9 protein-coding genes are annotated in these 21,437 nt (G+C 64.6%); 4 read left to right on the plus strand and 5 right to left on the minus strand.

Features of this window, described 5'->3' with window-relative positions:
* Positions 1-163: 163 nt before the first annotated feature.
* Positions 164-3,940 (minus strand): OmpA family protein, encoded by a 3,777-nt coding sequence (locus EYV96_RS04350; RefSeq protein WP_131150255.1) that lies wholly within the window; start codon positions 3,938-3,940, stop codon positions 164-166.
* On the minus strand, positions 3,937-11,862 hold the full coding sequence (locus tag EYV96_RS04355) for an SdrD B-like domain-containing protein (RefSeq protein ID WP_165488587.1): 7,926 nt from the start codon (positions 11,860-11,862) through the stop codon (positions 3,937-3,939). Before EYV96_RS04355 ends, EYV96_RS04350 begins: the two co-directional genes overlap by 4 nt.
* 462 nt (positions 11,863-12,324) lie before the next feature.
* Here EYV96_RS04355 and EYV96_RS04360 point away from each other — a divergent pair, with 462 nt between their 5' ends.
* From EYV96_RS04360 to EYV96_RS04375, 3 genes are all read left to right on the plus strand, one after another.
* Positions 12,325-13,095, plus strand: coding sequence for a response regulator transcription factor (locus EYV96_RS04360; RefSeq protein WP_131150257.1), 771 nt, complete (start codon positions 12,325-12,327; stop codon positions 13,093-13,095).
* 615 nt (positions 13,096-13,710) lie between these two features.
* On the plus strand, positions 13,711-14,769 hold the full coding sequence (locus EYV96_RS04370; RefSeq protein WP_131150259.1) for a glycosyltransferase family 4 protein: 1,059 nt from the start codon (positions 13,711-13,713) through the stop codon (positions 14,767-14,769).
* Between the two features lie 9 nt (positions 14,770-14,778).
* Entirely contained in the window at positions 14,779-16,920 is a 2,142-nt protein-coding gene (locus tag EYV96_RS04375; protein ID WP_131150260.1) for an amylo-alpha-1,6-glucosidase, read from the plus strand.
* Here the strand turns inward: EYV96_RS04375 and EYV96_RS04380 are convergent.
* On the minus strand, positions 16,917-17,519 hold the full coding sequence (locus EYV96_RS04380; protein ID WP_131150261.1) for a GIY-YIG nuclease family protein: 603 nt from the start codon (positions 17,517-17,519) through the stop codon (positions 16,917-16,919). The genes EYV96_RS04375 and EYV96_RS04380 overlap by 4 nt on opposite strands.
* 315 nt (positions 17,520-17,834) lie before the next feature.
* On the opposite strand from EYV96_RS04380, the gene EYV96_RS04385 reads away from it, so the two are divergent.
* A complete protein-coding gene (locus EYV96_RS04385) occupies positions 17,835-18,644 on the plus strand; it encodes a transporter (protein ID WP_240732338.1) in 810 nt (269 codons plus the stop codon).
* Here the strand turns inward: EYV96_RS04385 and EYV96_RS04390 are convergent.
* Both EYV96_RS04390 and EYV96_RS04395 read right to left on the minus strand, forming a co-directional pair.
* Positions 18,613-20,310 carry an ATP-binding cassette domain-containing protein gene (locus tag EYV96_RS04390; protein WP_165488588.1) on the minus strand — a complete coding sequence of 566 codons (1,698 nt, stop codon included), beginning with the start codon at positions 20,308-20,310 and terminating at the stop codon, positions 18,613-18,615. The two genes, EYV96_RS04385 and EYV96_RS04390, sit on opposite strands and share 32 nt — an antisense overlap.
* Positions 20,303-21,313, minus strand: a complete 1,011-nt coding sequence (locus EYV96_RS04395) for a phosphoenolpyruvate carboxykinase (ATP) (protein WP_131150263.1) — start codon at positions 21,311-21,313, stop codon at positions 20,303-20,305. Before EYV96_RS04395 ends, EYV96_RS04390 begins: the two co-directional genes overlap by 8 nt.
* Positions 21,314-21,437 lie beyond the last annotated feature (124 nt).

Consider the following 21,437-nt stretch of genomic DNA (forward strand, 5'->3'; position numbering starts at 1 on the left):
CCGCAGCGGTCGTACCGCCCTCCAGCGGACCGACCCGGAAACCGCATGCACCCCCTGTGCGTCGGCGAGTATAGGCGCATAGCCGGCGAATCGTCAGTGGATTGTGCCCGGACTCAAGTCATGGAGCCCCCGGCGCGCCGCGGCGCACCGGGGACCGCCATGCTCAGAAGGTCGACAGCACGTTGAGGAACACGCCGCGGTTGTTGTAGTTGAGGTTGGTCATATCGTCCGAGAAGCGGGTGAAGTTGTATCCCACGCCCACCTTCACATGCTTGGTGACGTAGCGGTACACACCCACCAGCGCACCCTGCCTGGCGTCGCCCGCTTCGCGCGCGCTCAAGCGACGCCACTCAACCAGCCCGCTCCAGTTGCGCACGAACTTCCATTCCGCGCGCACCACCCACAGCGTCGCCGTACTGTCGAGCCAGTCGCCCGCCGTTCGCGTCGGCTTAAGGCTGCCCCAGCGGTAACCGAACTTGGCGCCGAGCGACAACCAGCGCGTCACGTCGTAGATCGTATCGACGGATAGCACCTGGCCCTTCTGGCTGTAGTCAGCCACGGTGCTCGCATACAGATTGCTGCTCGGATCGGTGCTCACGCCGCCGATGCCCCCACTCGGCGACAACTGTCCAGGCGAAGGCAAGTCGTACATGTAGGTGTACTTGAACAGCGTATTCCAGCGGTCATTGTCGACCGGGCGGTAGGCCGCACCGAGCACGCCTTCGGTGTAGTTGCCGTCGAAGAACACGCCGTTGCTCGATCCACTGCGCGCCATGTCGAGCTTGCCCAGCAGGCGCCATGCAGGCGTCAGCTGACTGCCGATGGTGTTGCGCGTCAGCCACGACGTGCGGCGTCCGGCGTTGTTGCTGTCTTCGTAGCGGTACTCCAGGCTCGATGCCCACTTGGTGATCAGGCCCTTGTACGCCAGCGATACGCTTGCCGCCTGGCGGCGCAAGTCGCCGGCCAACGGATCCGTGACGGTGCCCTGTTCGAGCTTGAAGCCCGTGGTCCAGCGATCATTGACCGTCATGTCGATGCCAAAGGCATGGATCAGACTGTCCTGGCCGCTGCCCGTGGTTTCGCGAGTTTCCTCGTAGACGCTGACGCGATCATTGAGGCGAGTTTTGGCGCCGCCAACCAATGTACCGAACCGACCGCGGTACGCCAGATCCGGGCGATCGGTCTCCATCAGGTACTGCGCGTAGACATTGCTGCGATCGCTGATGCGGTAGTCGCCACCCAGCTTGCCGCCCAGGCCGCCATCGCCTTCGGAGACTTCGGCATTCGCATGAATGCGCTCCGTCACCTGCCAGCCGCCGCCCAGGCCCACGCGGTCGTTGTCGCTGCGCGTGCCAGAACGAGCCAGGGTTTGCTGCACGAAACCATAGGCGTTCCAGGCATCCAGCGTGGCTGGCGGCTCGCTGGGCTTGTCCTGATCGGCAAGCAGCGATTGATAGTCCACGCGAACGATGGCATCGGTGCGCTTGCCATGCTCGGACAGCGTGGGGCTTTGGATAAGCGTGGCATCGGCCACGCCGCGGTCTTCGGCGCGAATACCGAAGCTGCCCGACCAGTGCGGATCGAACTGATGCTTCAGCGCGGCCTCCGCGGAGTTGCGGTCCTGGCTCAGTGCATCGGTGCGATCGGCCTTGAGATTGAGGTCCGTCGATTTACCCAAGGGCAACTCAGCATGTGCACCGACCTGGCGCGCGCCCTCGCCACCCAGCGTGATCTGACCGGGTGCGGAGAACCCACTCTGGCGATCCTGCCAGTACGCACCGACGGTGCCGCGCATGGTCTCCGAGAAGTCAGCCAGCGACACGGCCGCATCCACGCGACCGGCGTAGGCCTTGTCATCGCCCGAACGGACGGTTGGCTGGTTGCCCAGGCCGGTGGTGTTCTGGAAGTTGAAGCCACCATCGATGGAGTTGAGCGTGCCGGTGCCCTCGCCCTTCGAGCGTGCCGCCTCCATCCGCAGGAACGTGCCCGGTTTATAGCGCAAGGTGGCATCGATGCCACCCAGGTTCTGGTCCGTGCCTTCCCCACCCTGGTGGTAGCTGGTAGCACCGATGCGCACATGGTCGTTGAACCAGTGCTCGCCGCGCGCGCCCGTCGCAAACGTGTCCAGCTCGGTCACGCCAGGCACGTACTCGTAGTTCACCACGAGGTAAGCGGGATTGCCGGAGAGGCTGCCCACCTGGACCAGTCCGGAGCCATCGGCCATGGACGAAAGCGGGGAACGCAGCAAGACGCGACCCTGCAGGTAGTTCAAGTCATAGTCCGAACCGGGAACCAGCAACGTTCGCTGCAGGACAAGACCCGAATCACGATCACGAATCTCGACCCACACCCGTTCAGAGCCGGTGGTGATGTCCTGGCGCTGCAGGTAGTAAAGCGAACCGCCCGTACCGCGGAATTCCTCGCGGGAGGCAACGGTGCCAGGATCCGCCGCAAAGGCGTTCAAGGTGGTGCGACGCTCGCCGAGCGAAGTTGAATCCTGTGATTTCCACAGCGCGTTCGCGCCGTAAAGACCACGTGAGTACTGCACCAGCTCCGAGCCCGTCCACGAGGTCAGGAAGTTGCCCCAGGTGAACTGGCTGTCGTCTTTCTCGACGCGGACGTAGAACTTGCCCTGCGTCGGCGCATCATCGACCGCCGTCGAATCGTCACCGTAGACCGGGTAGTACTGGTCCGGATCAATGCGACGCAGCAAGTAGCGCGGATCCTTGCTGGCAAAGTTGCTGAAGAGGTCGTACAGCGGCTGTTCGCGCGTGTCGGCCGATGCGGTGACCTTCCAGCCGTTCTCGAAGGTGCCCTTTGAATAGAACGCCAGGCGGCCGTCGACCGCGCTGCTCTTCACTTCATTGCGCAAGCTTGGATCGACCACGGTCGCATTGGCCGATGCGCTGCCGTGACTGGCAGTGATGTCGATGACACCCACGTAGAACCAGTCGCGTTCTGGCAGCCGCACGCTGCGACGATACGTACGATCGCCGACCGTCACGTCCACCACGCGGTCACCCGGCGGCAGGATCTGCTGCATGGCGAATTTGCCGTCGCGGCCGACCGGCACGTCGGTGTTCATGGCATGCACGGCCGTGCCTGCCTGCGGCACGTGGCCGTTGACGGTCACCGCAGCGCCGTGGACCGGGATGTTGGCGACGTCGCGGCTATCCTCGCCGTAGCCGGTCAGTGCCTCGCGCTCCGGCGTATCCAGGTCGTCGTGGTGCGTACGGTAGTCCACCAGCGTCAACGACTTCACTCGCGTCTCGTCGAAGCGGCCCTTGGCGTCGGCCACGCGCAACACATAGGTCAGGTCGGCCGGCGCATCGGGTGCGGGCAGCCACTGCGCGTCGCCCCCGATATCCACCGGGACAACGGCAAGCGGCGTTTCCTGCGTGCTCGAACCGCGCGCGAACACACGAATCTCGGCACGGGCGACCCACGCGGCGTAGTTGCTCCACGTGCGGAAACGCACTGGCTCGCCGCGCACGCCACCGTCGGTGGCCGTCCATGCGTTGAGCATCGGCTTGGCCACCATGGGGTCATAGCGCACCTGCACCGTGTCACCGGCAAGCGTCACGTCGACGCATCGCTGACGATCGGCATCATGGGATGCCTGCCCGTTGGCAGGTGCCCCGTCGACGCTGACGACGAATGGCAAAGCGCTCGTGGGCGCCATCGGCACGCCGTCAGTCACGCAACTCAGGTTGCCTGCCTGGCTGACATCGCTGCCAAGGCGCGCACCGTCGTTCTGCAATGTCTGCACGTGCTCACTCGAGGGCGGCACCCGACTGGGCACGATGGCGCCGTTCTGCACGACGCGACCGTGGTTGCTATCGGCTTGTGTCGGCGCCGCATCCGTGGCCTGCGCCACGACGGGGGCGGCCAGGGCCAGCGCGATCAGCGCAGCCAGGGGGTGACGATGGAACGCGATCATGGCTGCACCTCGGCAATTTCCTGTTCAACCAGCACGGGGTGGCCATCGCCGGACCGTTTCCAGTCGTCCTCTATGCGTCGTTGCAGTTCTCGCAATCGCGGCTTCGACTTGTCGTCGTTCTCTCCCGGTTGCAGGTGATAGGACAGGCGCAGCACGGAGGGCTGGCCCTTGATGCGCTCGTAGAGCTTGGGCAACTGGCTTGCCCAGGTGTCGAGCAGCGCGTTGCCATCCTTCTCGAACGCCGCCGCACTCACATCGACACGAACCACGCGATACAGCGCTACGCCGAAGTTGAGCTTGGACATCTTGCCGGCGGTCATGCGCACGTCGCCGGGGTTCTCCGTCGTCATGCGATAGCCGGTCGGCAGGCTGCGTTCGTCGAGCTTCATGACGAAGTTCGAACCGCGCTGGTACTGCGGGATGTCCGCGCACGGCACGTGATAGCGGCCGTCCGCATCGGTGGTCACCAGCAAGCCACGCGGGGTGGCGAGGCGCACGCCGGCCACGCCGGGTTCGCCCTGGTCCTGGTAGCCGTTGCCATTGCGATCGTCGAAGACCTTGCCGATCAGATCGGCGCAGTCGAACGTCGGATCAGGCACCAGTCGCACCACCGCCGTGCCGATGTTCGACACCACGCGATTGGCCACGGTGTTCACGGCCCACGCCTGGTTGGTGTACTCGCCCTCGCCCACACCCGAACCGATCACCAGCACCAGGGTGACGGTGCGGCTCTGGTTCGGACCGATCGTCAGTTCCGGCCAGCTCAACGTGCGACCGTTGATGACTGGTTCGCGCGCCACGCCGTCGACGCGTGCACTCTGCGTGCGGTACTTGAAGCCCGCCGGCACCAGGTCGGTGGCGGCGATGTTGCTCAGCGTCGCGCCCAACGTATTCGTCAGGGTAACGGTGTACGGCACCAGGTCACCCTTGCTCACATTGATCTTGGGCGTGGTCTTGGTGACGCGAATCGCGCCCTGCAGCACCGGATCCACCGGGATGTGGTTGCCGGCAAAGGCCACCGACGTCGGCGTCACATCGAACGACAGGTAGTACGGCGGCAGATCACCCGACGACGGCGGACCGTTGAGCGGCGACACGCGATAGGTTTCCGCACCACTGGGAACAGGCAACTCGTTGCCCGCCGGCGCATGCATGCTCGACGGCGCGTTGAGGTAACCGGCCGGCGCTTCGACACGCACGGTGTACGTGCCCGCCGGCGCACCCGGCATCAGCAGGAACTGATACAGACCATCGCTGCCCGTGGTCTGGGCAATGTTGCCCTGGCCGCCGGCGACGTACTGCGCCTCGACCGGCTGACCGGAGGGGCCCAGCAAGGTGACGTGCGCACCGGCCAGCGGCTGACGCGTCACCGAGTCATAGACGATGCCACCCGGATCCAGCGGCAGATCCTGCTGAATGACCGACACACCCGAGCCCACGCTGACGCCGCGAATCGACGGCATGGCAGCCGTCTTGTCGACGGTGCCGTTCCACTGCGCGTTCGGATCCTGCGACACCGGGTAGCCGTAGTACGTGCCACCCGGGCTGACGAAGCGCAGCTCGTAACCGGTACCGGCCGGAACGTTCCTGAGCAGGTAGTTGCCCTGCGCATCCGTTGCGGCGGCGGCGACCGAGGTCACGCGCGAACCGTTCTGATACAGCTCCACGTACCAACCCTGGAGGCCGGCCTCGCCCGGATCCTTGACGAGCGGATTGCCACTGGCGTCGTTAAGCCACACGCCACCGGCGATGCTGCCATCGGCGCCCGTCAGTTCGGGGAAGTCGTAACCATGCGCATTGATACCCGCGGCCAGCGCAATGTTGCCGACGCTGTTGGTGCCCTTGGTGCCGCCCGCGCTGCCGATGGTGACGCCACCATCCTGGTAAAGCGCCGGCTGCGTTTCGGTCACGGTGTAGTTGCCAGCCACGAGACCCGTGAACTGATAACTGCCGTCGGCCTGCGTGGTGACGGTATGCGACACCGGACCGTTGAGCGTGATGGTCACGCCCGGAATGCCCGGTTCCCCGGCATCACGCACGCCGTTGCCGTTCTGGTCGAAATACACCGCGCCGCCAAGCACGCCACCGTGATCGATGAAGTCGTAGCCGGTGGCCGTGGTGCCCTGCGGGAGGTTGATCGCGCTGATCGCGTTCGGCGTGGTGCTGCCACCGGCTGTGCCGGCACGCGAGCCTACGTCGCCCAGACCTTCGGGCTGCGTTTCGGTCAGGACATAGGCGCCCGGACGCAGGTTGTCGAAGCTGTAGGAACCGTCACTGCCCGTGGTGGTGGTGCGCGTGACCGACTGACCAAGATCGTCCGTGCCGGTGAGCGTCACGGTGACACCGCTGAGGCCTTCGTTGGTGTCCTGCACGCCATTGCCATCGACGTCGTCATAAACCGAGCCATGCAGTGCGCTGGGCGTCAGTTCCGGGAAGTCAAAGGCCGTGAAGGTCTTTTCGGGATCGAACGGCACGTTGCCGATTACATGATGCGTGGCGTTGCTGCACACCGCGCAGGCCGAACCGTCGATCTGGCCAGGCATGGCCTTGCCGTCGATGTAACCCTCCGGCTGCGTTTCGGTGATCGTGTAACCACCCGGGCCAGCCTTGGTCAGTCCGGCAAAGGTGTACGTGCCATCCGCGCCCGTGGTGGTGGTGCGATCGACCGGATGGCCGTCGATATCCGTGCCGACGATGCGCACGGTCACGCCTGCCAGGGGCTTCTCGCCGGCATCGCGCACGCCGTCGTTGTTGGCATCGACGAACACCGAGCCGGTGATGCCGCCGGTCAACTCAGCGAAGTCGTAGTCGCTGCCCTGTGCGCCCGCAGCGACATGGATCGCGCTGATGACGCTGGTGCCAGCAGGACCTGCCGTGCCACCGAGGCTGCCCACATGCTCCGCACCGTCGGCATAGGCCGGGGGCTGGGTTTCAGTGAGCGTGTAGCCGGCGCCATTGGATGGCAGCAAGCCGTCGAAGACGTACTCACCCTGCGCATCCGTGGTGACAGTGCGATGGACAGGCTGGCCGTCCATGTCCGTGCCGGTCAGCGTGATGGTCACGCCGGCGAGGCCGGTTTCACCCGCGTCACGCGTGCCGTTGCTGTTGGCGTCGACGAAGACCGAACCGGCCAGGCGCGCGGCAAGCTCACCGAAGTTGTAGTTCGCGCCAATCTGCGACACGCCAAGCACGATGTTGTCGAACTGATCGTTGACCGCGTTGGTACCACCGAGGGTGCCGATTTGCTCCTTGCCGTCCTTGTATTGCGGCGGCTGGGTTTCGGCGATGCGATAGGTGCCCGCCGGCAGGTTCGATGCGAGATAGGCACCGGAGGCGTCGGTCGTCACCGTCACCACGGCATTCGTCGTCGTGTTGGTGATCGTGATCGTCACGTTGGCGATGCTGGTCTCGCCCGCATCGCGCACGCCATTGTTGTTGGCGTCGACGTATACGAAGCCACCCAGACCCTGGCCGATCTCACCGAAGTTGTAGCCGGTGCCGGTCTGGCCCGCGCCAAGCACGATGTTGCCGATGAGGTCGTTGGCGATCACACCGCCGTTCGGCGAACCGGCGACGACACCCACCGTTTCCTCACCGTCTTCCCATTGCGAGGGCTGCGTTTCGGCGATGGCATAGGTACCCGGACGCAAGTTCGGGAAGCTGTAGCTGCCGTCGTTTGCGGTAGTGGTCGTCTGATTGACCGGCTGGTTAAGGTCGTCGGTGCCCGTGAGCGTGATCGTGACGCCGCCGATGCCGGCGGTTTCTGTGGCATCGCGCTTGCCGTTCTTGTTGGCATCGATATAGACGAAGCCGCCCAGCGACGTCGCCGCCAGTTCACCAAAGTTGTAGTTGATGCCCTGCTCGCCCGGCTTCAGCGTGATGCCGGTGAAGACATTGCCATCAGCCGACGCCGTACCTGGCGTGGCGATGCCGGTGCCGACCGTGGCCCTGCCCGGCAGGTAACCGGTCGGCTGGGTTTCAGTGACGGTGTACTGACCCGGGCGCAGTTGAGTGAAGCTGTAGTTGCCCGAGGCATCGGTGGTCGTGGTCTTGGAAACGGCCAGACCAAGATCGTCCGTACCCGTCAGCGTGACGGTGACCGCAGGACTGCCAATGCCCGGCTCACCCGCGTCCACGACGCCGTTGTTATTGAGATCGCTGTAAACCTTGCCGCTGATCCTGGCGTCGGGCAGTTCACCAAAGTTGTAACCGGTCGCGGCCGTGTTGCCCGGCAAACTGATGGCGGTGATCGCATCGCCAGGATTGGTTGCCGTGCCACCCGCGCTACCGGCCACGTCGATACCGTCGCGATAGCCCGCAGGCTGCGTGGTTTCGGTAACCGTGTACGTACCCTTCGGAAGATAGGCAATGGTGTAGCTGCCATCGGCGGCGCTGGTCACGCTCTTGCTGACCGCCGTGCCGTCAACGGCCGTACCGGTCACCTTGAGGGTGACGCCCGCGATACCCGCCTCGCCCGCATCCTTCACGCCATTGTTGTTGAGGTCGGCGTAGACGAAGCCGGCGATCGACGACGTGGTGATGGAAACATTGCCGTTCGCGCTGTTGTTCGCGGGCTGCGTTTCCAGCGAGGTCGTACTGATGCTGGCCACATTGGTCAGCGTCGAGGGATTGCTCGAGGGCTGGCCCGTGACGCGCACAGGCACCGTGATGGTCGTCGTCGCATTGACCGCAACGTCATCGCCCAGATCGCAGGCGAAACTGGTGCCACCGGCAACGCCGGTACACGGCGTCGACGGCATCGACGGGAAGCCCGAATTGGCGGCGACCGTTGGTGTGCCCGTCAGGGCCATGCCCGCAGGCAGGCTGTCGGTAAGCTGCACGCCATCGGCCACACCAGGACCGTTATTGGCGACGACGATGGTGTAGTTGAAACCCTCGCGATAACCGATGCTGGACGGGTTGGCGGTCTTGCTGACCACGGCCACGTCGGCCTTGGTGCGCACCGTGGTGCTTTCCGTCGGGTTGTTATTGTTCGGCTGCGTATCAAAACCGGCGGCCACTTCATCGGAGCTGGTCGCCAGCTTCAGCGTGGTGGTGCCCTTGGCTTCGCCACGCATGGTGACCTGCACCGCGACGCTGGTGCTGTTGGCGACGTGGCCCAGTTGACAGGTGACATTCCCGCCGATCTGACCCACGGGCGGTATGCTGCAGGTGACGCCAGCAGGGGTGGAGATCGACTGGAAGCTCAGCAGCGCCGGCGGCAGGGTCGCCACGAAGTTGGCATTTTCGGCGTACGACGGGCCGCTGTTGGTCAGCGTCAGCGTGTACGTCATGTTGTCGCCGACGGCGACCGGGTCGGGGTTGTCGACGATGTTGCCGAGGATGTCGAGCGCCGGATTGTTTACCGGGACATTGGCCGTGCCGCTGTTGTTGGTGGAGTCCAGCTCAATCGTCGAGGTGCTGGCCGTGGCCGTATTGACCAGGGTGGTGCCGCGCGTCACATCGTTCGGGCGCACGACGACGGTCACCGTCTGCTGGGCTTTCGAATTGATCGAAGCCCAACCGCATTGCAGGCCGCGGTTCGCGGATGTTGTCACCGCATTGGCGGCCGGCTTGACGGTACAGGTACCGCCTCCCGAAGCCGTGGCCGAAACGAAGGTCACATCCAGCGGCAGCTGATCGAGCACGCTGACGCCCTGCGCCTGGCTGTAATTGCCGTTCTTGACCGTGATCACATACGTCAGCGTCTGCCCTGCCGTCGCCGGCGAAGGCGTGCCGGTGACAACGACGCTCAGATCAGCGCGCGCATCGGTGGTGGTGGTGACGCTGTCGTTGTTGTTGTCGTAGTTCGGATCGGCGGTCGTCGGCGAGACGACATACGCGCTGTTGGTGCGCGCGCCGCCATCGCCGCCGGGACGGATCTTCACCGTGATCACGGGACAGTTGACGCCTGCCGTACACATCGGCACATCGCCAAGCGTGCACTTGAGGCTGACACCGTTGGCCGAAGTGACGGTTGGTGCCGGACACGTGGCGCCGACCGGTGCGTTGGCGATGCCTGCGCCGATGAAGCCCGCGCCCGTGGCGCCGGTGCTGCTGTTGATAAGCGTGTCGATCTGGTCGGCGACCGTGACGCCAACAGCCGTCTGCGGACCGGTATTGACCACTTCAAGCGTGTAGTCCAGCTCGTCGCCCGCGGCAATCGTGCTCGCCGAGGCTTTCTTGATCAGCTGCAGATCGGCCGAATCCGGACCGGCCTGCACGCCTACCGAATGACTGACGCAATCGTTGCTGCTGTCGTTGTCGCCCCACGGCGTACCCGCGGCGGAAGGCGCCGAGGACACGCACATGGTGTTGTTCATGGTGCCAACGGCGTCGGCATGAACGGCATAGATGACTGCCTGCGATGTTCCGCCGACAGCCAGGGGTGAACCGGAGGTGTAGTCACGCGAGCAGGTGACGGTCTGGTTGCCCGCCGTCGGCGTAAACGGTGCCGCGGGTGCGCAGGTCCAGCCGTTGGTCTGCTTGTAGGCGGTGAGCGTCACGCCCACAGGCAAGGTGTCGGTCATCACCGCCTTGCCGGTCAGCGGCGCGGTGCCGTTGTTGTGAACCGAGACGACCCAGTCGAAACTCGATCCGACCGTTGCCAGCGCCGGCGACGGGCCGGACTTGATGGCGGCCAGGTCGGAGGTCGGATCGACCACGCCCACGGTCGCGGAGCCGCTGTTGTTGGCGGTGTTCGGGTCGGTGAGCGTGCTGTTGGCGGTTGCCGTGTTGATCACCGCCGTCACGGCCGTCACGGCCTTCACCGGCACCGTGATCTGCGGCATGGCGATGTTGTAGCCAGCGGCGGAACCACCGAGGGGGCGCGAACAGGTGATCGTCTGGCCCACCGGCGCCGCACAGGTCCAGCCTGTGCCCGACGGCGTACCGGTGATCTGGAACTGCGAGGGAACCGTATCGGTGACGGTGACGCTGGTCGGGTTGTCGCCGGTGTAGCGCGGCGCCAGGATGAAGCTGAAGGCCGTACCAGTGAGAATCGGTGAACCAACACTGGCGGTCTTGGTCAGGCTGACGTCGCTGCCGTTGTTGACGGCGACATTCGTCACGACCGTGTTGTTGCCGCTGTCCGGATCCTGTGCCGCACCGGACGACGTCACCGAGACGCTGCCGCTGAAGGCCATGTTCGAACCGCCGGCAGCCGAAACCACACCGCCGACCGTGCCGATGCTCTTGTTCGCGTCCTTGGCGATCGAGCCGGTGATGTCGCAGGTGAGCTTCAGCGCGGCGATCGTGCAGCCCGTCGGCAAGGTGCCGGTACTGTTGAAGCCTGGCGGCAGATTCGCGGTGACGCGCACGCTGCTGGCAGCATCCGGGCCATGATTGATCACGGCGATGGCATAGCTGAGCGCGCCGCCCGATATCACCTGGCTGGTCGGCGACTGCACGACCGAGAGCTCCAGGTCCGCACCCTGGTTGATGGTGGTGTCCTGGGTGATGTCGGTGTTGTTGCCCGGCGCAGTGTCCACTTCATTGGACGTCGCCGAGGCTTTGTTGGTGATGATGCCAGCCACCAGCGCGCGCACCTGGATGCTGACGGTGGTGCTTGCACTGCTCGCCAGGGACCCCAGATCGCAGGTCAGCACCCCAGCCACCGGTGCGCCGCAGGTCGCGCCTGCCGGTGCACTCACGCCAACGTAGGTAGCGCCCGCGGGCAAGGTGTCGATCAGCTTGACGCCCGTCGCGAGCGTGCTGCCGTTGTTGTCCACGCGAACCGTGTAGGTGACGATGCCGCCGGCCGGCGAAGGGTCGGAACCCGCGTCGGAGTTATTGACGACCAGGTCGACCGCCGCCATGACCGGCCCGGCGGCAAGCAGCAGCACACCGGCGAGCGCGATGCGACCCAGCAGGGGCCATGCGCGCGAACGCATCGTGGGGGCTTGCGTACGTTGGAGTTCCATCAGACATCCCATGTTTCTGAGGACAAAACCTCCCCTGGCGCGCCTCGCCAGAGGCACGCGCGGGTTTGTCGCCGAGGGGGTGGTTTTCGACTTCCGAAGCGCGGATAACACGGATGCGCCCGAAGCGCTTCGGACGAAGCGTCGGTCGCACTGGTCATTCGGCGGGAGGAACTTCGAGGACGTCGCATGGGGTGCGACGCACCGATCACGGCCCCTGTTTCCGTGATCGGCTCAACTTACTTGCGCTCGGTCCATGTGCTAGACCGGCAACGGTGCGAACGATAAGCCGATCAAAGGAAACAGGTTTTTGATCGAGCGGACGCCAGCTTTGCGTGAGCGGAATGGCGTCACCACGTCGCAGGCACTGGCCCGGCCAGGGGAAATCCGCTTCACTGCCGGTCGCGCGGCGCGTCTTGCCTGAAGGGAAAGTCGCTCGATGCAGTCTGAGGAAGTTGGAGCAGCATGGTGCTGAAGCAGGAACAACCGCTCGTACTCATCATTGACGATCAGCCGGAACAGCTGGGCGCGGTCACCGCCCTGCTTCGCGCGGAGCGGCTAAGGATAAGCATCGCCACCGATGGCAGGCAGGGCTACGAACGCGCCCAGGCCCTGAACCCGCACATCATCCTCCTCGACGTGCGCATGCCCGGCACCGACGGCTTCGCCGTCTGCCGGCTGCTCAAGGCCTCGGCGCGCACGCGCGACATCCCGGTGATCTTCCTGAGCGCAGCCATCACTGATGAAGAGCGCCTGCAGGGTCTGACCCAGGGCGGCGTCGACTACGTGCCCAAGCCTTGCCTTCCCGCCGAAGTGCTGGCCCGCATTCGCATCCACCTGCATCTGGCGGCGCGTACGCCTGCCCCAGCGTCGGACCTCACGCCAGCCACCCCCGCCTCGCACGACGAAGTCATCCTTCGCGCCGCCATGCGCCTGATCGGTAGCGATCTGGCCCATGTGCCGTCGCTGGCTGACATTGCGCACAAAGTGGGCACGCACGACAAGCGCCTGTCCGCCATCTTCCGGCAGCATCTGGGCATGACCGTCTTTGCGTGGATTCGCGATGAACGACTGCGCCGCGCCCGGGAGCTGCTCGCCGATTCGCGCATGAGCATCCAGGACGTGGCCGACCAGGTGGGCTTTCGCAATGCCTGCAACCTGAGCACCGCATTCCGCGATCGCATGGGGGTTACGCCGAGCGCTTTCCGGCGGACGCTGGCGGTCGAAAGCGCCTGACGTCGAACCAGGCGGCGTTTCTTTCGCGCGCATTCACCGGACAACAGGCTCATCACGCCGTCACGGGCAAGCACACCCTGGCCAGACGATCTCCCGGATGAATGCACCATGCATCGAGCGAAGCCATGCATGATCCGACGACGCCAGGCGCACGCCTTGCGCACGTGACCGCGCGCAAAGTCCATGATGTCTTACCAAGAGGCATGCATCCATGGCGACGACTCACGCTCCCACATGCGCTCACGCGCCTTGCAACTGTTCCGTCGCCGCGCCCGGTGAATTCTGCGGCGAGTACTGCCGAAGCGTTGCCGAGAGCGGCGTGATCGAATCCGCCTGTGCTTGCGGGCATTTGGCTTGCGCACAACTGCGCAAGGTTCAGCGCGAAACGGCGCCGAAGGCGTCCGGACACAAGTCGCGACATCACTAGTTGAACGGTGCCCTCATGCTAGGGCTTGCTTGGCGCGAATCGCTCACGTGCTTTCGACGCGAACTCCACCGACGCCGCTTCACAGTGGACGCTCCCCCTTTCGCGACGGACGTTGTGTCGCGAAAGTCCACGAATGGATGCCACTTAACCTGGGCGACACGCGTCAGCGTGAGCGCACGGAGGCAAGCATGCGCATAGCCCAAATCTCACCTTTGTATGAGGCAGTCCCCCCGAAACTCTATGGCGGCACGGAGCGCATCGTGGCCTACCTGACGGACGCACTGGTCGCCCGCGGACACGAAGTTACCCTCTTTGCCGGCGCGGATGCCGATACGCGCGCACGGCTGGTGGCAACGCGCGAGCGATCCATCCGCCTCGATCCCTCCCCGCTCAAATCGGACCTGGCCGCGCATCTGGTCCTGCTACATCAGGTGCGCGAGCGGGCGCATGACTTCGATGTCCTGCATTTCCACATCGACCAACTGCACCTGCCCGTGTTCGAAGCCTATGCGGAGCGCACGCTGACCACGCTCCACGGGCGGCTCGACCTGACAGACCTGGCCAACGCCTATGCCTGCTGGCCTCAGTACGCTCTGGCCTCGATATCCAGGCAACAGCGCTCGCCCCTGCCGCGCGCCAACTGGATTGCCACGGTACCGCACGGCATCCCCGGCGATCTGTACCGTCCGCATATCGATGGCGACAAGCCCTACCTGGCCTTCCTGGGTCGCATCTCACCGGAGAAGCGGCCCGACCGCGCCATCGCGATCGCCAAGCGCGCCGGCATGCCACTGCGCATGGCAGCGAAGGTGGACGCTGTTGACCGCGCCTATTTCCATGAGGAGATCGAGCCCTTGCTCGATGATCCGTTGATCGAATACATCGGCGAAATTTCCGATCACGAGAAGGAAGCCTTCCTTGGTCATGCGCGCGCCCTTCTCTTCCCGATCGACTGGCCCGAGCCCTTCGGCCTGGTGATGATTGAAGCCATGGCCTGCGGCACGCCGGTCATCGCCTGGAATTGCGGCTCAGTGCCTGGCGTGGTCGACCACGGGCTTACCGGCTACATCGTGGCAAACATCGATGATGCCGTCACGGCCATCTCGCGCCTGGGCCATCTCAGTCGGGAGCGAATCCGCAGCGTGTTCGAGCGCCGCTTCACGGCCAACGTGATGGCGGCTGCTTACGAAGACGTCTACCGCGAGGTGATGCGGCAGTCGCCGGGCCTGCGCGCCGTCGGCATGTGAGGCGACCGCATGGACGACGCATTTGCCCCTAACGAAATCACCGGCGACCTGGGCATTGCCGAAACCCGCTCGATGTTTGCACTCAAGGCCGCGCACAGCTTTGCCGTGTGCGATGCGCATGGGGACATGCTCGGTGGCGCCGAAGGGATGTTCCGCAATGATACGCGGGTGCTCTCGCACTGGATTCTGGAGGTGGGTGGGGCGCGGCCCTCTTTGCTCAGCGGTGCCATCAGCCACGACAATGTACTTTTCACGGCGGAACTGACCAATGAACCGCTGCCGCCGACCGGCGGCGTCGCGACCCCTGCAGGCGTGATCCATATCCAGCGCATCCGCCTGCTGTGGGAAAACCGCCTGTTCGAAGAAATTCGCCTGCACAACTTCGACGACCGCGATCTGATCGTCCCCGTGCGACTGCGCTTTCACGCGGACTTCCGGGACATCTTCGAAGTGCGCGGCATGCAGCGCGAACGGCGCGGTGAGGTTCAACCGCCCCGGCTCCAGGGCGATCACGTCGTGCTCGGTTATCGCGGCCTGGACCATGTCGACCGACGCAGCACGATCGCCTTCTCCGCCAAGCCCAGCGAGTTGCAAACGCACCGCGCGCAGTTCTCGCTGCCGCTGCCGCGCATGGGCACGGTGACGCTGTACGTTGAAGTCGGCGACGACCACGTGCCACCGACACGCGAACGGTTCCGGCACGCCGCCGCCTGCGCACGCGCCACCATGCGCAACAAGCGCCATCGGGGCGCTTGCCTGAAAAGCAATGCCCGCATGTTCAACGCATGGCTCGATCGCTCCCGCGCCGATATCGCCCTGCTGGTGGCGGACCTGCCGACCGGACCTTATCCGTACGCAGGCATCCCCTGGTTCTCCACGCCCTTCGGTCGCGACGGGCTGATCACCGCCATGCAGACGCTGTGGGTCGATCCATCCCTGGCGCGTGGCGTACTGGGATACCTGTCCAGTCGCCAGGCAACGGAAATCTCAGCCTTTCGCGATTCGGCGCCCGGCAAGATCATGCATGAGACGCGCGCCGGCGAGATGGCTGCGCTGGGCGAAGTGCCCTTTGGCCTCTACTACGGCGGCGTCGACAGCACGCCGCTATTCATCATGCTGGCTGGCGATTACGCGAAGCGCACCGCCGACGATGCTTTCATTGATCAATTATGGCCATCCCTGCTCGCGGCCATGTCGTGGATCGACGCCATGTGCGACAACCACGGGCATGGCTTCCTCGCCTACGCACGCGGGGCTGAAGGCGGCCTCGTCAACCAGGGCTGGAAAGACAGCAACGACTCGGTCTTCCACGCGGATGGCCGCATCCCGGAGGGGCCAATCGCCCTGATCGAAGTGCAGGGTTACCTTTATGCGGCCCTGCGCGCCATGGCACGCATGGCTGAGCGTCGTGGTGATGACGCCCACGCCCAGCGATGGCGCCAACGCGCGCTGGCGCTGCGCCAGGCCGTCGAAGAGCTCTTCTGGGACGACGACCTGTCTTTCTACGGGATCGCGCGCGATGGTGCGGATGAACTTTGTCGCGTGCGTGCGTCGAATGTCGGACACCTGCTTTACACCGGGCTTCCACGCGAGAGCCGCGCCCGCAAAGTCATCCGCCAATTGCGTTCCGCGGCATTCGATGGCGGATGGGGTGTGCGGACACTTGCTTACGGCCAGGCGCGCTACAACCCCATGTCCTACCACGATGGCTCCGTCTGGCCGCACGACGTCGCCATGTGTACCGCGGGCATGGCGCACTACGGCGAGCGGCATGATGTCGTCCGGCTGGTCAGTGAAGTCTTCGAGGCGGCGTCGCAGTTCGGCATGCGCCTGCCCGAGCTCTTCTGCGGCTTTCCACGCCGCACCGGTGAACCGCCCGTTGCCTATCCGGTGGCCTGCATGCCGCAAGCCTGGGCAGCCGGCTCGATGTTCATGCTGATGCAGTCATGCCTGGGCGTTTCCATCGATGGACGACGCGGCGTGGTGCACGTGCGCAATCCTCGTCTGCCAGAGGGCATCGATCGCCTCTGCGTGAACGGACTGGAAGTCGCCGGCCAACGCTTCCGGCTAGGCTTCGAGCGCATCGGTGGACGCATCGCCACGTTCCGGGATGGCGGCTCGAACGACATCCGCATCCAGGTCGATCTTTAGCGACTGCGACGCCAGGTGATCACCTCGTCGGGAAACCATTGCGCCGTATCCATGCCGACGGATTCACAGGCATCCATGACATAGCCCAGGGACTCAGCGGCCACCCCGCGCTGGCGTTCCGGCGGAACATTGAACGTCTCGTACTCGATCATCTGGAGCATGCGCGCGGACCAATCGAACAAGCCGTCCGCCTGGGCAGTGAACATGTCCCTTACCCAGGACTGCAGGACATGAAGCGGCCAGCCCTCCTCCTGCGCGAAGCCCCGGAACACGGCCGACGCTTCAGGACTGATGCCCCTGAACCATTCGCTGTAGCCACCCGCTTCGTCCATCACCTGCAAGGGCGCCGGTGATCGGTGCACCCCGAAGCGCCGGATGAGTGATGTCTCGATACGCCGCGCGTCGGCCAGCCGCTCCACCTCGAGCAGCCATCCCCGTTCAAGATCGAACAGCTCGAAGAACCGACGGTGCAGCGTCCGCATGCGAACCAACGGCTGGCGGGAGAAACCCAGTTTCACCAGGTCCTGGTCGCGGCACGGCAGGAGGTAGACGAAAGTGCGGCCGCGTCCGAGGGTCCGAGGAAGGGAGAAGTCATCCATGCAGGCATGGTGACATGCGCGTGTCGCAGACCGGGGGACGCATGTGATGCCGCGCTTGAGCCTGGCAACTCGCGTGCATCACGGAAGTTCGTTCGCAGGATACAAAAATCATATGACGTACTATCAATGCCTTACATCACTATCATGAGGTCATTTCGCCCCACGCGGCACGCATCTGCACGCTTCACCATCGAGTAGTTTTACCTGCACTGCTCCCGTAGAGCTTCGGTAGCGTCGCTCGATAAGCGATTCGGATACTTGATCGCAACGGCGAGCTCCCCTTGGTTCGTCGCACCGCCCATAGGATGTCCGGACATGACGAATCGCTTCTATGCATGCGCGGCGTTGCCGTTGTTGCTTGTTGGAGCCCTCCCCAGCGTCAGCCACGCCCAGGACGCGGACGCCCTCGCCAAGAAGCTCGCCAACCCGGTCGCTTCGCTGATCAGCGTCCCCTTCCAGTACAACGTCGATTTCAACGTAGGGCCCTACGACGGCACGCAGCAGAAGCTCAACATCCAGCCGGTGATTCCCACGTCGATTTCCAGCGACTGGAATCTGATCAGCCGCATCATCACGCCCGTCGTGTACCAGAACGATGTGACGGGACGATCGAGCAGTGAGTTTGGACTGGGCGACATGAATCCCGAGTTCTTCTTCTCGCCCAAGCAACCTTCCGCGGGTGGCTGGATCTTTGGCATTGGGCCGACCTTCCTTCTGCCTACCGCGACCGACAAGGCGCTTGGCACGGAGAAATGGGGCGCAGGCCCCACGGGTCTGGCATTGCGCCAGACGGATACGGGATGGACCTACGGCATGCTGGTTAACCACATCTGGTCGTTTGCCGGAAACAGCAAGCGCAATGACATCAGCAACACGTTTCTCCAGCCGTTCCTCGCCAAGCAGTTCAAGGGCGGCCGCACGCTCACCGTGAACATCGAATCGACGTATGACTGGAAGGGTAAGGACTGGACCGTTCCGATCAACCTCATGTACTCGAAAGTCACGAAGATCGGCGGCCAGATGATCAGTTACCAGGGTGGCGTGCGTTACTACGCAGAAGCGCCCAATCACGGGCCGGACTGGGGTTTGCGTTTCAGCCTGACGCTTCTGTTTCCCGAGCACTAGCCCCGTTCGCGTCCTCGACCGTGGAGGATGCGCCCAGGTACACGACCTGCTCGGCGAGTACCCTGACGCCCGGGCGATGGGAAACGACGACGATGATCGTTTGCGTCAGACGTTCCTTCATGCGGCGCAGGACCGTCAGCTCGGACGCGGCATCGAGCGCGCCGGTTGCTTCGTCGAGGATAGCCAGCCGTGGCTCCCGCAATAGCACCTGGGCCAGGGCCACGCGTTGCGTCTCGCCCCCAGACAGGCTGTTCACCAGCGTCTCGAGGATGCCGGGACGCGTCAGGCCCACGTCGTCAAGAACGGACAGGAACCGCGCATCGGTTGGCGCACCAGTGACCCAGGCCAGTGCATCGCGCACGGTGCGATGCCACAAACGCACGCCCTGCCCGACGTAGGCGCCGTGTCTGACATGTTGGCGATAGACAGTGAATCCCGCCGTGCGGCCATCCATGGTCGCCCTAAAGGTGACCGGCTCCATCAAGCCCGCCAGCACGTCCATCAAGCTGCTCTTGCCGATGCCGGAATCGCCGGACACCAGCGTCATTTCGCCAGGCCGCAGGTTCAAATGCCTGAGATCGACAGGCACCGGCCTGGCCAACGCCACCTGCTCGATATCGATCAACGCCGGTCGCCCGGGCAGGACATCGCTTTCATCTATCGGCCATTGGCTGAACCGGCGCCACAGCAGCCATGCCGGTATCGCGGAGCGAAGTTGCTGGAGACTCTGCCGCGTGGTGGTCAGGTAAGGCAGCAATCGACCGAGCAGCAGGCAGACGGCTATCAGGGAGGCACGATCCGTGTTCCCTGTACCCAGCGCGAGCCAGAAAATGGCCGCCATGCCGCACACGGCAAGCATCTCAAGATAGAGCCGGCCTCGCCCGATCAGGAGCAGTTGCGCCTTGTACCCGTCGCCAAGACGCGCGGCATTCGCTTCGAAGGCCGCCTGTTCGTCACCACGACGGCCAAAGGAATGCACGTGCCGCCAGCGCCTGGGGAAATCCTCGCTCCGCCAGAACAAGCTCGTCATGTCGCCAACGTAGCGGTGGTTGACCTGCGCCTGCTCGCGCGAGCTCATGCGTGACACCAGCATGGCGGCGGCCAGCACGACGATGGCAATCAGCGATGGCCCGGGTGACAGCCACAGCGCGACAGCCAGGCTGAGCACAGCGGTGATGCCGGCGATGAACAATTGCAGCAAAGCACTGAATCCCTGCGTTAGGGTCTCGATGTTGTGCGTCAGTGCATGCGCGACTTCGGCGGAGGTCATGCGCTGAAGCTCCCGCAACGGCGCTGACTGCAGGCTCGCATGGACTTCGCTGCGCAAGCGCAGGCCGCAGCGCGTCACGAGATCCGCGCCAAGGCAGGTCGTCCACCATCGCAGCACGCCAAAGCATGACGATGCAGCGACGAAGACCGCGATGCGCCCGGCCAGGGTCCCGAATGCCCAGCCGTGGCCCACAAACGGCAACGTCAGCGGGCCAGACTGGATCAGTGGCACGACACACAAGGCGGCCAGGGTGCCGGTACTTGCGGTGGCCAGCGACAGGAGGACATAGGCGACGACACGCCGGATGCGACCGCGCAACAGCGCGCCAGGAAGGCCGCGCCAGTCTTCGTGCAACATGGCATCGGGTGACTGGCCCGGTTGAAAGCGTTCATCCATGGCGCGGCGCCGGCGTGCGATCCAGCATCGCATCGACGCATGCAAGGGCATCGGCGGCATGCGCACCGCGATGCAGCTCAAACGCCGGAATGCCTGACCCGGTATCCAGGAACGCCTGCCAGCCCGCCTGGCGCGCCGTATAGGGTTGTTCGGCGGCGATGCGAGCCATGGCACGCGGGTTGTCGATGGCCCGGAGCAGATCGCTCCCGCGCGCGGCCGGTTCGGGCATCAAAAAAACAATCGCCGCGACCCTGGGAGGTCGCGAGGCAAGTCGCCCGATGCCCTTCCGCACATCGGCTTCGTGCTTTTGCACTCCGCTGCTGCGCTGGATCAGGGATGACTCGACAATCCATTGCCAGGCATGGTCATCCTCGATCCGGCCCACCGCCTCCGGACGGACGTGCAGGAAGTTGCCGACGCCCGTCACCTGGCACGTATGCGGCTCAACGAAGACAGCGTCTTCGGCGACAAAGTCCCAGCCTGCGAGCAAAGCGTGCATGGCCAGCGTCGTCTTTCCCGCGCCGCTATCACCCAGCAGCAGCACGGCGCGATCCCCGCGCGCAACGCAAGCGCCATGCAGGGGGACAAGGCCCATGACGCGCGTCGCCAGCGTGTACACCGAGAATTCGATCAGTTCGTGCCGAACAAGATAGGGTCGTTCGAGCATGTCGGGTGTCACGGCGATAACGGCACGTCTCCCGTCCGGAACGATCCAGGCCGCGTTGACGGCATCGAGGGCATGCGTCACCACATCGCCGTGATCTTCCGGCGGCGTCAGGGCCAACGGCGATTCCCCGCGGCGCGGCGGCAACAGCTTCAGTTCGACGAGGCATTCGGGCACCTCGCGAACCCAACGATGTTCTGGCAACCCGGCGTAAGCCTTGTCGACCAGGTCAAGCAGGCGCGGATATCGGGATTCAAAGCGGAACGGCACGCCGAGCACGACATGGCGAACGCTGGTCGCGACGGGCAAATCAGGACGTGGAGTCTCGGTCAGCAGCACGGCGTCCTGCGGCGGGTGTCGTGGGTCGGCTTGTAAGTGCCGTGCCGGCGCGCAGAGGTTGCCCTGCCGCCTCGCAACCCTTGTGCGCGGCAGCCGCACTCACCTCCAACCAGCGTGGAAGCGT

It is taken from the genome of Dyella terrae (assembly GCF_004322705.1).
Taxonomy (GTDB): domain Bacteria; phylum Pseudomonadota; class Gammaproteobacteria; order Xanthomonadales; family Rhodanobacteraceae; genus Dyella_D; species Dyella_D terrae.

Coding starts and splice junctions, on each gene's coding strand:
- EYV96_RS04350 (WP_131150255.1), bottom strand. CDS start 3,940: ATGATCGCGTTCCATCGTCACCCCCTGGCTGCGCTGATCGCGCTGGCC.
- EYV96_RS04355 (WP_165488587.1), bottom strand. CDS start 11,862: ATGGAACTCCAACGTACGCAAGCCCCCACGATGCGTTCGCGCGCATGG.
- EYV96_RS04360 (WP_131150257.1), top strand. CDS start 12,325: ATGGTGCTGAAGCAGGAACAACCGCTCGTACTCATCATTGACGATCAG.
- EYV96_RS04370 (WP_131150259.1), top strand. CDS start 13,711: ATGCGCATAGCCCAAATCTCACCTTTGTATGAGGCAGTCCCCCCGAAA.
- EYV96_RS04375 (WP_131150260.1), top strand. CDS start 14,779: ATGGACGACGCATTTGCCCCTAACGAAATCACCGGCGACCTGGGCATT.
- EYV96_RS04380 (WP_131150261.1), bottom strand. CDS start 17,519: ATGGATGACTTCTCCCTTCCTCGGACCCTCGGACGCGGCCGCACTTTC.
- EYV96_RS04385 (WP_240732338.1), top strand. CDS start 17,835: ATGACGAATCGCTTCTATGCATGCGCGGCGTTGCCGTTGTTGCTTGTT.
- EYV96_RS04390 (WP_165488588.1), bottom strand. CDS start 20,310: ATGGATGAACGCTTTCAACCGGGCCAGTCACCCGATGCCATGTTGCAC.